Raw genomic sequence first — 14,619 nt, forward strand, 5'->3', positions numbered from 1 at the left:
GCGCGCCCGTGTGCGTGGGTTCAACGCACGAAACCTCGCCGCCTCCGGAGCACACGGCCTGGGCTGGCTGCGCGATTCGCCGCAGGCAGCGAGGTCAATAGATAATTGCAAGTCATTCGCATTTGCATTAGGGGTGAACTCGTTGTTTCAGCAAGCGATTTCTCAAAGGAAACGAACATGGCCACCTTCCGCTTCGCACTTGGTGCTGCCGTCGTGTTGGGAATAGCTTCAGGAGCCGCGCTGGCGGCGGGCGACCTGGCGAAGCAGACGCCGATCGAGGTAACGGTCGATCTCGGCTCGCCCGGCAAACACGAATTCGCGCCGAAGCAACTCAAGTTTGAAACCGGCAAGCTCTACAAGCTGATCCTGCGCAACACGAGCAACGATCCGCATTACTTCACCTCGCACGCGTTCTCGCAGATGGTGTTCACGCGCAAGGTGCAGGTGACGCAGCAGCAGAACGGCAAGGCGGTCACGCTCGCGGAATTCAAGGGCGCGATCCGCGAGATCGAGGTCTATCCGGGACAATCCGCCGAATGGTGGCTGGTGCCGGTCGCGGCCGGCCGCGCCAGCGACCTGCGTTGCGACATCAAGACCAGTGATGGCAAGACCCACGCCGAACTCGGCATGACCGGCGAGATCGTGATCGAGTAGCGCTTCGGCCAATTCATTTTCCGTCATGCCCGGCCTTGTGCCGGGCATCCACGTCTTTGCGACAGCGAAGCAAGAAAGACGTGGATGGCCGGGCAAAGGCGAGCGGAAGCGATGCCGTCTTTCAGACGGCTATGCCCGCCCATGACGAGTTAGTGCGAGGGTATCTCGTACACCACCATCTTGTCAGCGATGCCGCGCAGCGCGGCTTCCTTCTGGATCGGCCTGATCGCCTCTTTCTGAAGGATCGTGGCGACCGCAGGCGAGTCGATCACCGGTCCGGTGATATGGATTTCCTGCGAGGTCGACAGGCTCTGCACCCTTGACGCGATGTTGACGGTCTGGCCGAAATAATCCTGCCGCTCGTTGAGCATCACCGCCAGGCACGGGCCTTCGTGGATGCCGATCTTGACGATCAGGTCCTCCCGGCCGCGCGCGGCATTGAGTTCGGCCATCGCCGCGCGCATGCGCAAGCCCGCCACGATCGCATGTTCCGGCCGGATGAAGGTGGCCATCACGGCGTCGCCGATCGTCTTCACCACCGCACCCTTCTCGGAGGCGATGATTTCGAGCAGCGCATGGAAATGCGCGCGCACGAGATCGAAGGCGGCGAGATCGCCGACCCGCTCATAGAGCGCCGTGGAGCCCTTCAGGTCCGTGAACAGGAAAGTCAGGGACGTGATCTTGAGGCGCTGATCGACGTTGAGGTTATCAGCCTTGAAGACGTCGCGAAAAGTCTGGTTCGACAGCATCCGCTTGGCGGTCAGGATCGGCTTGCGCTTGCCGAGCAGTTCGTGGAGCGTATCGTTGGCGACCCAGACGGCGGGAAGCACCCGATGGTCGGTCTGGTTCTCGAGCGACAGCCGCAGCGGCCCGGGACGCATCACAGTCGTGCCGGTCGGCGCGTGCAGCTTGTTGAAGACGATGGAAAACTGCTGGCGCTCGCGGGTCGGCTCGCCCTGGATATCCAGGAAATGCGCCGAATGCGTCACCGGCTCGAACACGATCACGAACTGATTGGGCAGCTGCAGCGACAGCACCGCCTTCTCGCCCGCCGGCAACTCGATCGCCTCGAGCGAAACCTCGTCGATCAGCCGCGTGATCGATTCCTCGCTCAGGTCCATCCCCGAGCTCCAGAACATCTGGCGGTTATATTCCCAGATCGGCAGCGTATTGGGATCGTGTGCGGCGATGCGGCGGACGCGGGGACTGACGGTGAAAGAAACCTCGACGCGGTCGTCGACGGATGCCTCATAACCCTGAGCGCATAACGCGCAATTGTAGTCGTCGTGCCGAAGCGATTTCAGCGTGTTGTGCGCACCGAGCACGCCACCACAGCCAGGGCACAGGACATTCCAGCTGAGATCGAACAGCCCGAGCCGCGCCGAATGCAGGAAGGCCGAGATGACCTTTTCTTCGTCAAGCCCGTACCGGGCGGCAAAATCCAGCAGGTTGATCCGGTTGAGGTCGCGATCCTCGCCCTTCGCAATCAGCTGCGAAATGGCCTCGACCACCGCGGGATCAGCGGTCTGCCGCAGAACGGAGAACTGGGCCTGGGTATCGCTCATGCTGACAACCTAGATGACGTTGGCGAAGCGGCTCCGCAAGGTGCCCTTTGTCGTTTGGCGCGTTTTTCTACCGCAGATAAGTCTACGCAATCTGCGCAAACTTGATTGTTATGCAAACCGGCAATCCGTTCGGATCAGGTCCGGGAAGGGCTTTCGCCTCGAAACACTACCGGGGTGTGATGGCAAACATCGGCGAACGGTCAGGCTGCGTCGTCACCACGCCGATCGGCATCACCGGCTCCTTGTCGACCAGGCCGACATGAAACGCGCCGATCACCTTCGCCAGCGCCAGCGTTGCCTCCACCAGCGCGAAATGCGCGCCGATGCAGACGCGTGCGCCGACGCCGAACGGCAGATAGGCGAAGCGATCGGGCGGCGTACCGGTCATGAAACGGGACGGGATGAAGGCGTTCGGATCGCGCCAGAGTTTTTCATGCCGGTGCAGCAGCCACGGTGCGATCAGGATGACATCCTTCTTCTTGACCGGAAGCCCCGCGATCGTATCCGGCCCACTGGCTGCACGCGCAATCAGGAACGCCGGCGGATAGAGCCGCATGGTTTCGTCGATCACCGCGCGGGTGAATTTCAGCCGCTCGATATCGAGCGTGCCGTCGATGGTTGCGCCCTGCACCTCGTCGGCGACGTCGTGCTGGACTGCAGGATCGAGCGCCAGCAGGTAGAGCGCCCAGAACAGCGCGGTCGCCGTCGTCTCGTGCCCAGCGAGGATCATGGTCGCGATTTGATCGCCAAGCTGCGCATCGGTGAAGGCCTGGCCGGTTTCCGGGTCGCGCGCGTCGCCCATCAGGTCGAACAGATCTTGCGCCGGCGCGCCCGCGTTCTTGCCGGCGGCGCAGCGCTCGGCCATCAGCATGCCGACGAACGCGGTCCAGCGCTTGCGGAAACGAGCGCGCGAAATATCCTGCGGGCTAGGCCAGCTCAATGGCAGCAGCAGATCGAGAAAATGCGGCCGCGCCAGCCGCTCGCCATACTCCATCACGAAGTCGCGCAGCGCCGCACCGTGCCGATCCATCCCGAACGAGAACATCGTGCGGCCGGCGATTTCGAGCGCCATCCGCTGCATCGCCTCGCGCAGGTCGACGGGCGCGTTGCTGGCGGCCCTTAGCTTGGCGACCGTCTCGTCGGTCGCCGCCATCATGTGCGGAATGAGCGTCATCACCGCGCGTGGCGTGAACGCCGGCGCCAGCGTCCGGCGCTGATGCTTCCACGCGCGCCCTTCTGAAATCAGCAGGCCTTCGCCGAGGATCGGACGCAGCACGCGGATGCCGGCCGGCGTCCTTGTATAGTTTTCGTAATTGTCGACCAGCACATGCTTGATCGCATCCGGCGCGTTGAGGATGAAACTGTTGCGCCCGAAGAAGCGGCCCTGGACGATATCTTCCTCGTAGGCGCGCTGGCCCCAGCTCCCGATCGGGCTGATGCGGATCGCCTTCATCCGCCCGAACGCCGTCATGTCGTCGGGGGCCCGTGGCGGGCTTGGCGGCACCAGCGGCGCGCGGGCGGCCGGCATGTCGTAGGCTTCGGCTATGCTCATGGGTGCCTATCCCGTAGATCCGGATGAGCGAGTATCTCAGTCTTCGATCCGGGCTTCTCAAAGGCGCGGTGGTTCACCCACAGCTAGTAAGTCAATTCGGCAATCGCAATGCGGTTTTCCAAGGCCGGCCAGGCCCGCGCCACGATTCGCTCTGTATTGAACATGGCTGCCACCGGGCGGCCAACCTCCTCTGCCGAAAGCCGCAAGGTCGAGACCGAATCGGCCGGCACGCCGGATTTCACGTCCTTCGGCTCCTTGCCGTCGATCAGCACCACATACCGCGGCAAGCCGAAATAACCCCGCGGACGCGACATCAGCACCACGGCCCCCGCGCCCGCATCCGCGGGCCAGGCTGACGTCGCCCGCGCCACCATTCCTGATGTAATTGCGGATCGAATAGCCGCCGCGCGAATTGCGCTGCGCGCCGGTGCGACGCTGCAATTCCTTGACGGCCTCGCCGAGCTCACGGCGCTGGTCTTCGGTCGAGGAGCGGCTTGCCTGCTCCACTTTGTCATCGCTGCGCGCCGGTGGGTCGGCGAAATTGATCGCCAGCATCCGTTCGCGTGGCACCCGGTTCGATTCCATGCGCCATAACGCAGTGATCCATGGCGCCGCATGGTCGCCATTGCCATGCACGAACAGGATCGGCGGAACCACCGCCGGCGCGGATACCTCCGGCACCGTCTGCGCCCGCGCCCGCAAGCCAAAGAGCGGGAGACCGAATGAGCCAGCCAGCAAAGGTAGGGCTCCGGCACTCCTGAGGATCAACCGCCGCGACAGCCTCATTTCCAAACCTCTCGTTGCTTTTCAATATCTTAGCTGTGCGATAGCACCGTCGACAGCGGCGCTGCGACTGGACAGGCCAGGGTTTTCACAGGCATCACTTTAAGTTCGAATGGAATCAAGCCGGTGACGGAAGGCCAACGGAACCCATCATGACCGACAAGCCGAAACGCCTGGGTTTTGCGACTGACGGCATCGCAGCGCCGCTGCGGCACGCCGTGTTCCGGCGCATCTGGCTCGCCAGCCTCGTCTCCAATCTGGGAATCTTGATCCAGGGCGTTGGGGCTGCCTGGGCGATGACGCAGATGACGTCGTCGGCCGACAAGGTCGCGCTGGTGCAGACCGCGCTGATGCTGCCGGTCATGCTGATTTCGATGCCGGCCGGCGCCATCGCCGACATGCACGACCGCCGCGTCGTCGCAATGATCTCGCTCGGCATCGCGCTGGCCGGCGCAACCACGCTCACGGTGCTGGCATGGCTCGGCCTCGTGACGCCGAATATCCTGCTGGCGCTGTGCTTCGTCGTCGGCAGCGGCATGGCGCTGTTCGGGCCGGCCTGGCAGGCCTCGGTCAGCGAGCAGGTGCCGGCGGAAACGCTTCCGGCCGCGGTCGCGCTCAATGGCATCAGCTACAACATTGCGCGCAGCTTCGGCCCCGCGATCGGCGGCATCGTGGTCGCTACCGCGGGCGCGGTGGCCGCGTTTGCCGTCAACGCGGCGCTGTATCTGCCGCTGATGGTGGTGCTGTTTCTGTGGAACCGCGCCAGCGAGCCGTCGCGCCTGCCGCGCGAGCGTCTTAACCGCGCCATGGTCTCGGGCGTGCGCTACATCACCAATTCGCCGTCGATCAAGATCGTTCTGACGCGCACGCTGGTCACCGGCATCATCGGCGGCTCGGTCTCGGCGCTGATGCCGCTGGTCGCCCGCGACCTCCTGCATGGCGGCGCGCAAACCTACGGCATCATGCTCGGGGCCTTCGGCATGGGCGCGGTGTTCGGTGCACTCAATATCGGCGAGGTGCGCCGGCGCATGAGCGGCGAGGCCGCGGTGCGCGCCTGCGCGATATCGATGGCCGGCGCGATCGCCGCCGTCGCCATCAGCACGAATGCCATCCTGACGGCGGTCGCCCTGGTAATCGCCGGTGCGATGTGGATGCTGGCGGTCGCGCTGTTCAACATCGGTGTGCAGCTATCGGCGCCGCGCTGGGTCGCGGGCCGCTCGCTGGCGGCTTTCCAGGCCTCGATCGCCGGCGGCATTGCGGTGGGAAGCTGGGGCTGGGGGCACCTCACCGACCTCGCCGGCGTCGAGACCGCGCTGCTGGTTTCGGCCTCCCTGATGCTGGTTTCACCCCTGCTCGGAATCTGGCTGCGCATGCCGCGGGTCGGCGCGCGCAACGAGGACGCCACCGAGCTCCTGGCCGATCCCGAGGTACAATTGTCGCTGACGGGACGCAGCGGGCCGCTGGTGGTCGAGATCGAGTATCGCGTCGCGCAGGATAATGCACGCGCCTTCCACAATGTGATGCAGGAAGTGCAGCTCAGCCGGCAGCGCAACGGCGCCTATGGCTGGTCGATCGCGCGCGACATCGGCGACCCCGAATTATGGACCGAGCGCTACCACTGCCCGACCTGGCTCGATTATCTGCGCCAGCGTAACCGTGCGACGCAGTCCGAGCGCGCCCTGCACCAGCGCGCGATCGGCTTTCATCTCGGCCCCGACCCGATCCGCGTCCGCCGCATGCTGGAGCGGCCGTTCGGCTCGGTCCGCTGGAAGGAAGATACCCCCGACCGCGCCGCCAATGAGGTCTTGCCGGTGGTCGCAACGGCGGCAGGCAGCAGCACCTGATTGGCGGACGCACTGCGGTCGCGTGGCTCGGCTGGGCCGTTAACCAGTCAGATAACCGGGCTGGCGCGATGGGGGTACTCATGGGTTGCTGCCCGCGGCCGCGCCGCAACGCCGCACTGGTATAACGTATCCTTGCCAAAGCTCGGGCCCGGCCTCTAGACTTCCTGCCAATAAAATGCCGGCCAACCAAGGACCGGTCAACCGGGAGGACTTCATGACCAAACCAACCAAGGACAAGACTTCGACCCGTCGCCGCTTTCTGAAAGTGGCCGTCGCCGGGGCTGCGGCAGTTGCTGCTCCAACCGTTGTCAGCGCCCAGGGGCCCATCAGCATGCGCTTTCAGAGCACCTGGCCGTCCAAGGATATCTTCCACGAATATGCACTCGACTACGCCAAGACGGTCAACGACATGACCGGCGGCGACCTCAAGATCGAGGTGCTTCCCGCCGGCGCCGTGGTGCCCGCATTCGGGCTGATCGATGCCGTGTCGAAAGGCACGCTCGATGGAGGCCACGGCGTGCTGGTCTACCACTACGGCAAGCAGAACGCGCTGGCGCTGTGGGGTTCGGGTCCGGGCTTCGCCATGGACGCCAACATGCTGCTGGCCTGGCACAGGTGGGGCGGCGGCAAGGAGCTTCTCGCCAAGCTGTATGCATCGCTCGGCCTGAACGTGGTTTCGTTCCCCTACGGTCCGATGGCGACGCAGCCGCTCGGCTGGTTCAAGAAACCGATCACCAATGCCGACGACTTCAAAGGCATCAAATTCCGCACCGTCGGCATCTCCATCGACATGTTCACCGCCATGGGCGCCGCGGTGAACGCGCTGCCCGGCGGCGAAATCGTCTCCGCGATGGATCGCGGCCTGATCGATGCGGCCGAGTTCAACAATGCCTCGTCGGACCGGCTGCTTGGCTTCGCCGACGTCTCCAAGGTCTGCATGCTGCAAAGCTACCACCAGAACGCCGAGCAGCTCGAAATCACCTTCAACAAGGCCAAGTACGACGCGCTGCCGGACAAGATGAAGGCGATCATTGCCAATGCGGTGACCGCCGCCTCGCAAGAGATGCAATGGAAGGCGATCGACCGCTACTCGAAGGACTACGTCGAGTTGCAGACCAAGGACAAGGTGAAGTTCTACAAGACGCCGGATTCAGTCCTCAAACGGCAGCTCGAGATCTTCGATGACATCGTGAAGAAGTACTCGGCGACAAATCCGCTGTTCAAGGAAATCGTCGAATCGCAGATCGCGTTTGCCAGCCGGGCGACGCAATGGGAACAGGACACCGTCGTCAACCGCAAGATGGCGTTCGATTACTACTTCGGGCCAAAAGGGACCGCGAAGAAGACCTGACGGCGTCTTGAACCGGCAAAGCCCCGTTCGGGACGACGACCGGACGGTGCTTTGTCATTTCATTCTTTCCTCGGATTAATCGGCGGCGACCAATGACGGTCCAAAGATTTCTGCTTGTCGTTGACGAAATCAGCACATGGTGCGGCAAGGTCGCGGCCTGGCTGATTATTTTGCTGATGGCCGTCGTCTGCGTCGAAGTATTCAAGCGCTACATCATGAACATGCCGACGGCGTGGATCTTCGATCTTGATAATATACTGTACGGAACCGCGTTCATGCTGTGCGGCGCCTATACGCTGGCGCAGAACGCCCATGTCCGCGGCGACTTCCTTTACAGCTCGATACGACCGCGCATGCAGGCCTCGCTGGACATCGTGCTGTACGCGGTTTTCTTCATCCCTGGTATCGCCGCCCTCATATACGCGGGCTTTGACTACGCCGCCGACTCGTGGCGGATCGCGGAGCATTCGAATGTGACGGCAGACGGGCCGCCGGTTTATCACTTCAAATCCATGATCCCCATCGCGGGCGCGCTGGTGATGCTGCAAGGCGTCGCCGAGATCGTGCGTTGCGTCGTCTGCCTGCGGACCGGCGAATGGCCCAGCCGGCTGAAGGACGTCGCGGAGATCGACGTCATCGAGCAGCAGCTCGCTCACAGCGAATATGTCGACGAGGAGTCGCGCAAGATCGCCATCGCGCGGGCGCATGAAATCGACGAGAGTGCGCGCCAGCGCGGTATGGGCGGGGATCTGAACACATGAGCGATCCGGCACTCGGGCTCTTGATGCTCACGCTCATCGTGGTTGTGATCATGATGGGCTTCCCGACAGCGTTCACGCTGATGGGCCTGGGCATATTTTTCGGCTACATCGCGTTCTATGACCCGACGCATTCCTGGGCCAACAACCGCGTATTCGATTTGATGGTTGAGCGCACCTACGGCGCCATGACCAACGACGTCCTGATCTCCATCCCGCTGTTCGTGCTGATGGGCTACGTGATGGAGCGCGGCGCGCTGGTCGACAAGATGTTCTACTCGATCCAGCTCGCGTTCCGCCGCGTGCCGGCTTCGCTTGCAGTCGCGACCCTGATCGTCTGCACGTTTTGGGGAATCGCGAGCGGCCTTGTCGGCGCGGTGGTGGTGCTGATGGGCGTCATCGCATTCAATCCCATGCTCAAGGCGGGGTACGATGTGAAGCTCGCCTCCGGCGTCATCACAGCGGGCGGCACGCTCGGCATTCTGATTCCGCCGTCGGTCATGATCATCGTCTATGCTGCGGTCGCCGGTCAGTCGATCGTCAAGCTTTATGCTGCGGCGATGTTCCCCGGCTTCTTTCTGTCGTTCCTGTATCTCGTTTACATAATCGCCTGGGCGATGATCAATCCAAAGATCGCCCCGCCATTGCCGGAGGACCAAACGAAGGTTCCGGTGCCGGCATGGCTGTCGAGGTTCGAGGACACCTACCGTTCACAAACGATCCTGATCTCTCTGATTAGGGGGCTGCTCTCGCCGTCGCGGGCAAGGCAAATCGACGCGGAAGGCCGTCGGGTCAGCTACTGGATGCTGCTCTCGAGTTTCGGTTACGCGCTGGTGCCGTTTATCATCGTCGCCGGCACGCTAGCCACCGTCTGGTGGTACGTCGTCATTCACCAGCAGGCCGCCGTCGAACTCGCGGTAACCGGCGTGCAGCAATTGGGCACACCGGAGCTGGTTACGAAAGAGGCCACGCCCGCGGAGCAGGGGCCAGGACTCGAATTCTACCTCTGGTTCTGGAGCATCACGGCTGTTTGCGCGCTGTTGCAGGTCCGTTACTACTGGCGGTTCAACGCCGAGCGGCTTTCGGTCGTGAAACTGCTGACCTCGTCGACCATGCCGCTCGGTATTCTTACCGTCGTCGTGCTCGCCGTCATCCTGTTCGGAATCTGCACCGCGACCGAGTCCGCCGCCGTTGGCGCTTTCGGCGCCTTCCTGCTGGCGCTGCAGGCCCGCACGCTCAACTGGAAGCGCACCAAGGAGGCGGTGTTCCTGACCGCCAAGACCACGGCGATGGTGTGCTGGCTGTTCGTCGGCTCCGCGCTGTTCTCAGCGGTGTTCGCCATCCTCGGCGGTCAGGCGCTGCTGGAAAGCTGGGTGCTCTCGCTCAACATGTCGCCGGTGCAGTTCATGATCCTGTCGCAGGCGATCATCTTCATTCTCGGCTGGCCGCTGGAATGGACCGAGATCATCATCATCTTCGTGCCGATCTTCCTGCCGATGCTGAAGCATTTCGGCATCGACCCGGTCCTGTGGGGCGTGCTGGTATTCGTGAACCTGCAGGCCGCGTTCCTGTCGCCGCCGGTCGCGATGTCGGCGTTCTATCTCAAGGGCGTCGCCCCGAAGCACGTTACGCTCAACCAGATCTTCGCCGGCATGATGCCCTACATGCTGATCGTGATCATGTGCATGGTGATCATGTATCTCTGGCCGGGCATGACGCTGTGGCTGCCGAACTACCTCTACGGCGGCTAGAGCCCTCGAGAGGGCTTTTACTGCCCGTGACTTGTCAGCTTCTGCTGGCAGGCCTTGCTGATCTTGGCGCGGTTTTGCTTCAGGCAGGCCAGAATGATCTGATCGCCATCCTGCATCTGCGCCCGGCAATACCGCGAGACGTCGCGCGCGCACTCGTCATGCCCCTCTTTTTTTTGTGTCTGTGCCGACGCGCTCGAAGCCATCAGGATCAGGGGAATGACGAAAAGGATCTTGGTCATTTGTTATGCCTTCGTAGCCGGGAAACGCAATGACCGCGTTCTATAGCGTTTTCGGGCGAGGTGGGAACCGGTTCGCGTCAAGAAAACGCGTCAAAACAGGAATCCAGTGCGCCAAAATCCCGGCCGCACGCATTTGTGAACGGTGAAATGGCCCAACCGCTCGCCTTGTGAACGACGCAAAACGAAAAACGCCTGCGTCGCATCGACGCAAGCGTTCCCGAGAGCCAAAAGAGAGAGCCGATTACTGCGCGGCGAGCTTGCCGGATTTCTGGGCGGCGAGATCGCGGTCCATCACGGTACGGCAGCCCGCGCTCAGATCGGAGCGATGCTTGATCATGCAGGCCGTGATTTTCGGAATGTTCGGGATTTCCGAGCTGCAGAGGCGGAACGCATCGCCGGTGCACATCTGCTGCGCTTCCGAGCTGAAGGCGAAGCTTGCGGTCGACGAGACGGCGGCGAAGGAGGTAGTCAGGGCCAGCACTAAACTGACCTTGCGAACGGTATTGAAGAAGGTTGCGGTCATTTTCGGCTCCATTGGCCCAGCTACGTGGACCGGTTGTTGATGGTCGCACCATGCGCCTGGAACCGCGGGCGCGACTGTGACTGACGTCACTCAGCCTTAAACCCCTCATCTTCTTCGTCTAACCGGCGCGTATTCGGGAGACGTTAAGACTTTGTTGGCACTAATACCCCGTTGCGTGTGTGTACCCCGGGTATGTGGAAAGAGTAGCGATGCGTAATGCGTTGGGCCTGATGCTGGCCAGTGTAGTGACGGCGGTTTTGATCACCGGCGTCTGGTTCTGGACCTCCTCGCCGCGCGCCGACGCGGCCCCGCCTCAAACCGTCGCCGCCCGCAAGGCCGAGCCGTTACCGGCGCCGGCCGCGGCCAGGCCCGCGCTGAAGGACGACGTCGAGATCACGGCTTCCCTCTCGAAGCCCGCTCCTGCCCCCGCGCCCGTTCCCGCAGCCCAGCCCGCGAAATCGGCCTGCGCCAATCCGGACGCTCTCGGCGTCAGCCGCACCGTCGTGATCGACACGACCGGCGGTCCCGGCTTCGGCTTCCTGCAATACAAGCAGTTCGACTTCCTGACCGACAAGGAAGTGGTGCTGACGTTCGACGACGGCCCGTGGCCGACCACACCGGCGGTGCTGAAGGCGCTTGCGGAAGAATGCACGAAGGCCTTGTTCTTCCCCGTCGGCAAGCACACCACCTATCATCCGGAAATTCTCAAGCAGGTCGCCGCTGCCGGCCACACCATCGGCTCGCACACCTGGTCGCACGCCCATCTCGACAGCAAGAAGTTGACCGAGGCGCAGGTGAGAGAAGAGATCGAGAAGGGCTTTAGCGCCGTGAAGATGGCGCTGGGTGCTGCGCCCGCGCCGTTCTTCCGCTTCCCTGGGCTCGCGCACACGCAAGGAGCCCTTGGCTATCTCGCCTCGCGCAACATCTCGATGTTTTCAGTTGATGTCGATTCCAACGACTTCAAGTCGTCGGGCCCCGACCAGGTCATTCAGAACGTCATGACCAAGCTCGACAAACAGGGCAAGGGCGTCATCCTGATGCACGATCTGCAGAAGCATACGGCGCTGGCCCTGCCGACGCTGCTGCGCCGCCTCAAGGCCGGTGGCTACAAGGTCGTGCAGATGAAGGCCAAGGAGCAGCTCGAAACCTTGCCGGAATACGACGCGATGCTGGTGAAGGACCAGAAGGTGCCGGCGGTTGCCAGCCGCCCGATCAGCAGCGTGGTGCAGACGGTTTCGCAGTAAGGATTGGCGGGAAGCCGGTCGCCGGCTCCAGCCTTACTCAAAGCAAAACGCGCCCTTCGGATTTGAACCCGAGAGGCGCGTTTTGCTTTGGCAATGTTACCAATAGATGCCGTGCCGGTGCAGTGCGCCGATGATGCGCGCGATCCGGAAGCGTATGCCGTGCGGCCTGGCGCTCCTCGACATGTACGCCGTTCTTCGGGCCATGGGCCTTCCGGGTCCGGCGCTCATGCGCCCGGCAGCGGGCCGATGCATCCCGGCCGCCCTGGCGGCCCTGGGCCTTGCCGTCTCGCTCCTGGTCGTCTCGGCCTTGCTTTCGGGCTTGGGCTCGACGACCGCGGGCCGCTCGACATATTTTGGCGCTTCCGCAGCTTCCGCGCTTTTCGATGCATCGGCAGCCCTGGCCGGCGCCGGAGCGGCCTGCGTCTCGCTGCCAGCCAGCGACAAGCTCCGATCGCCAGCTTGAGCTGTGGCGGATGCCAAAATGAACCCTGTGATGAGAATGAATTTACGCATGTTGTGTCTCCCCTTGAGGTTGAGGTGGAGACTATGCCGGGCAGGCGATTCCCGATGTGAGACAGGTCACGCACCGCGATCGAACAGGATCGCGCGGCGCCTTCAAGACGCACCGCCGCGGGGGCTGACCAACGGTTCCGCAAGGATGGCAGCCGGGCGCTTTCGCAGCAGCTCTTTTCCCGGCACCTCAATCAGGCGATACGTGATCGATGCCAATCCAACGATTGCGACGAAGAAACCCACCAGGAAAAACGCGCTGTCGTAGGGCATCTGAATGAGAAACGCGACAGATGCCAGATGCACGCCCAGCTGAAGCGGAAAATGCACGAGATAGATGGAGTAGGAGATGGTGCCGAGATAGACCAGCGGCGGAAGCGTCAAAACCCACTTAACTAGCCGGCCATGGATCGCACCGACAATCAGGGCCGGAAAGCATATTGCCACGACCACCAGATGAAGCAGCCCGGCCAGCTCGCCCTCCGCGCTGTAGAAGAGAAATCCGGAAGCCGCGGCGATGGCAAGTCCGTCGGCAAGGCCGCGATTCAGGTTGATCCGCGGCAGCCAATACGAATGTACACGATGCAGCGCTATTCCGCAGCAGAAGCCGACGATGGTCCGGAAGATGTCTTTGGTGGCTCCAGGCCCGGCCGCCGCATCGCTGGTCAGATCACCTTTCAGGATTACGGCAAATAACACCGCGAATAACGCGAACAGTACCGCGCGGACAATGTTGCGCGGGAGCGCGATGGCCGCCAGGAACAGAACATTGACGACGAACTCTGCCGAGATCGACCACGACGGTGCGTTGAATGAAGGCCCGCTCTCAAGCCCTGTTCGATTCAGCAGCAGAAGGTTCAATACGAAATCATACGTGTCGTTGAACAGTTATTCAAACGGCGGCGAGCTCAGACGATTGACCAGGATCCATTGCATGACGGCCACGGCGCATAGCGTCGCAAAGTGCAACGGATACATTCGGGCAATTCGTTCGCGAACGTTGTTCGCGAACGTCGCGCTGCGCTGGTCGTTCCAATACGCGCGGGCGAGCACAAAGCCGGACAACACGAAGAAGAAGTCAACGAGAAGCTCGCCGTGGCGATAAAAGGGTGCCATGAGCCACGGAAGCGGAGCGGCACCAAAATGGCTTGCGTAGTGCCATCCGACAACGCCGATCGCCGCGAGGGCTCGTAGACTATCCAACTCATGCAGACGATTGGGTTCGCGGCTCCTGAAAAGCCCTAACGCGTAGTCCACCAACTCACCCATCCCGGTTGGCGCCCCAGCGCGAGAATCGTGCGCAGCTAGATTGCGGGGGCCTGCATGTCGATCTCCAGGAAATCGGCCGGTGTCCACGTCGAGTTGCTCGTTGATGTACTTCCGACGCGGTTCGGCGCTGCGAAACGCAGTTGAGATTTTCCGGGTTCTCGAAGTGTCGCGGAGCCCGCACGCTTGCTGATACGATGATTCCGTACGCAACCACAGAGCTACATCAGAAAATGGTGTACTCTGGATTAACCCGCTCGTCCTGGCGGCCGGCGCAACGAAGGTGCACCCGACCGTTAGCGGGTCGGGCAAAGGCGAGAAGAGCAAAATTCCCCGCCACACGGTTGAGCGGCGGTTTCTTTGGTCCAAGACCGGTGGCGATGAAGAAAGCCGATCAGGCAAATGTGGTGCCGCAAACAGGACTCGAACCTGTGACCCCGTCATTACGAATGACGTGCTCTACCAACTGAGCTATTGCGGCGGACCAAACGCAGCGTCCGGGCGTGACCCGAAATCGCCCGCACCTGATATCGGTCAGAGCCCCGATTGGCAAGAAAAACGCTGGCCCCACAAAGCGTT

The 14,619-nt window shown here is 62.4% G+C and carries 11 protein-coding genes, 1 tRNA gene and 2 pseudogenes; 6 read left to right on the forward strand and 8 right to left on the reverse strand.

What is annotated here, in order from left to right:
• Positions 1-177 precede the first annotated feature (177 nt).
• The gene (locus V1293_RS23150; protein ID WP_334512496.1) at positions 178-654 is read left to right on the forward strand and encodes a hypothetical protein; all 477 of its coding nucleotides are present in this window, start codon (positions 178-180) and stop codon (positions 652-654) included.
• 149 nt (positions 655-803) lie between these two features.
• Here V1293_RS23150 and V1293_RS23155 read toward each other — a convergent pair whose 3' ends face one another.
• From V1293_RS23155 to V1293_RS23165, 3 genes and pseudogenes are all read right to left on the reverse strand, one after another.
• Positions 804-2,219 (reverse strand): adenylate/guanylate cyclase domain-containing protein, encoded by a 1,416-nt coding sequence (locus tag V1293_RS23155; RefSeq protein WP_334512498.1) that lies wholly within the window; start codon positions 2,217-2,219, stop codon positions 804-806.
• A gap of 166 nt (positions 2,220-2,385) precedes the next feature.
• On the reverse strand, positions 2,386-3,771 hold the full coding sequence (locus tag V1293_RS23160) for a cytochrome P450 (protein ID WP_334512500.1): 1,386 nt from the start codon (positions 3,769-3,771) through the stop codon (positions 2,386-2,388).
• Positions 3,772-3,854: 83 nt separating this feature from the next.
• Positions 3,855-4,557: pseudogene (locus tag V1293_RS23165) on the reverse strand (hypothetical protein).
• Positions 4,558-4,706: 149 nt separating this feature from the next.
• On the opposite strand from V1293_RS23165, the gene V1293_RS23170 reads away from it, so the two are divergent.
• The 4 genes from V1293_RS23170 (at position 4,707) to V1293_RS23185 (ending at position 10,258) form a co-directional block, all read left to right on the forward strand.
• A complete protein-coding gene (locus V1293_RS23170; RefSeq protein ID WP_334512502.1) occupies positions 4,707-6,398 on the forward strand; it encodes an MFS transporter in 1,692 nt (563 codons plus the stop codon).
• A 214-nt stretch (positions 6,399-6,612) separates the two neighbouring features.
• Complete coding sequence (locus V1293_RS23175; RefSeq protein WP_334512504.1) at positions 6,613-7,749, forward strand: TRAP transporter substrate-binding protein; 1,137 nt, start codon at positions 6,613-6,615, stop codon at positions 7,747-7,749.
• Between the two features lie 92 nt (positions 7,750-7,841).
• Entirely contained in the window at positions 7,842-8,510 is a 669-nt protein-coding gene (locus V1293_RS23180) for a TRAP transporter small permease subunit (RefSeq protein ID WP_334512506.1), read from the forward strand.
• Complete coding sequence (locus V1293_RS23185) at positions 8,507-10,258, forward strand: TRAP transporter large permease (protein WP_334512508.1); 1,752 nt, start codon at positions 8,507-8,509, stop codon at positions 10,256-10,258. The genes V1293_RS23180 and V1293_RS23185 overlap by 4 nt, the downstream gene beginning before the upstream one ends.
• Positions 10,259-10,275: 17 nt before the next feature.
• Here the strand turns inward: V1293_RS23185 and V1293_RS23190 are convergent, their stop codons facing one another.
• Together V1293_RS23190 and V1293_RS23195 are read right to left on the reverse strand one after the other, a co-directional pair.
• Positions 10,276-10,497 carry a hypothetical protein gene (locus V1293_RS23190; RefSeq protein WP_334512510.1) on the reverse strand — a complete coding sequence of 74 codons (222 nt, stop codon included), beginning with the start codon at positions 10,495-10,497 and terminating at the stop codon, positions 10,276-10,278.
• Between the two features lie 241 nt (positions 10,498-10,738).
• On the reverse strand, positions 10,739-11,020 hold the full coding sequence (locus V1293_RS23195) for a hypothetical protein (protein WP_334512512.1): 282 nt from the start codon (positions 11,018-11,020) through the stop codon (positions 10,739-10,741).
• A 209-nt stretch (positions 11,021-11,229) separates the two neighbouring features.
• On the opposite strand from V1293_RS23195, the gene V1293_RS23200 reads away from it, so the two are divergent.
• Entirely contained in the window at positions 11,230-12,264 is a 1,035-nt protein-coding gene (locus V1293_RS23200) for a polysaccharide deacetylase family protein (RefSeq protein ID WP_334512514.1), read from the forward strand.
• A gap of 96 nt (positions 12,265-12,360) precedes the next feature.
• Here V1293_RS23200 and V1293_RS23205 read toward each other — a convergent pair whose 3' ends face one another.
• The 3 genes and pseudogenes from V1293_RS23205 to V1293_RS23215 all read right to left on the reverse strand — a co-directional run bounded on the left by V1293_RS23205 (position 12,361) and on the right by V1293_RS23215 (position 14,521).
• On the reverse strand, positions 12,361-12,777 hold the full coding sequence (locus tag V1293_RS23205) for a hypothetical protein (protein WP_334512515.1): 417 nt from the start codon (positions 12,775-12,777) through the stop codon (positions 12,361-12,363).
• A gap of 102 nt (positions 12,778-12,879) precedes the next feature.
• Positions 12,880-14,484, reverse strand: a pseudogene (locus V1293_RS23210) (acyltransferase family protein).
• Positions 14,446-14,521, reverse strand: a tRNA-Thr gene (locus V1293_RS23215). The pseudogene V1293_RS23210 and the gene V1293_RS23215 overlap by 39 nt, the downstream one beginning before the upstream one ends.
• Positions 14,522-14,619: the final 98 nt, after the last annotated feature.

This window comes from Bradyrhizobium sp. AZCC 1693, assembly GCF_036924745.1.
GTDB lineage: Bacteria > Pseudomonadota > Alphaproteobacteria > Rhizobiales > Xanthobacteraceae > Bradyrhizobium.

Excerpts from the sequence above, each read along its gene's own strand:
- V1293_RS23150 (WP_334512496.1), top strand. The coding sequence starts at position 178 with ATGGCCACCTTCCGCTTCGCACTTGGTGCTGCCGTCGTGTTGGGAATA.
- V1293_RS23155 (WP_334512498.1), bottom strand. The coding sequence starts at position 2,219 with ATGAGCGATACCCAGGCCCAGTTCTCCGTTCTGCGGCAGACCGCTGAT.
- V1293_RS23160 (WP_334512500.1), bottom strand. The coding sequence starts at position 3,771 with ATGAGCATAGCCGAAGCCTACGACATGCCGGCCGCCCGCGCGCCGCTG.
- V1293_RS23170 (WP_334512502.1), top strand. The coding sequence starts at position 4,707 with ATGACCGACAAGCCGAAACGCCTGGGTTTTGCGACTGACGGCATCGCA.
- V1293_RS23175 (WP_334512504.1), top strand. The coding sequence starts at position 6,613 with ATGACCAAACCAACCAAGGACAAGACTTCGACCCGTCGCCGCTTTCTG.
- V1293_RS23180 (WP_334512506.1), top strand. The coding sequence starts at position 7,842 with ATGACGGTCCAAAGATTTCTGCTTGTCGTTGACGAAATCAGCACATGG.
- V1293_RS23185 (WP_334512508.1), top strand. The coding sequence starts at position 8,507 with ATGAGCGATCCGGCACTCGGGCTCTTGATGCTCACGCTCATCGTGGTT.
- V1293_RS23190 (WP_334512510.1), bottom strand. The coding sequence starts at position 10,497 with ATGACCAAGATCCTTTTCGTCATTCCCCTGATCCTGATGGCTTCGAGC.
- V1293_RS23195 (WP_334512512.1), bottom strand. The coding sequence starts at position 11,020 with ATGACCGCAACCTTCTTCAATACCGTTCGCAAGGTCAGTTTAGTGCTG.
- V1293_RS23200 (WP_334512514.1), top strand. The coding sequence starts at position 11,230 with ATGCGTAATGCGTTGGGCCTGATGCTGGCCAGTGTAGTGACGGCGGTT.
- V1293_RS23205 (WP_334512515.1), bottom strand. The coding sequence starts at position 12,777 with ATGCGTAAATTCATTCTCATCACAGGGTTCATTTTGGCATCCGCCACA.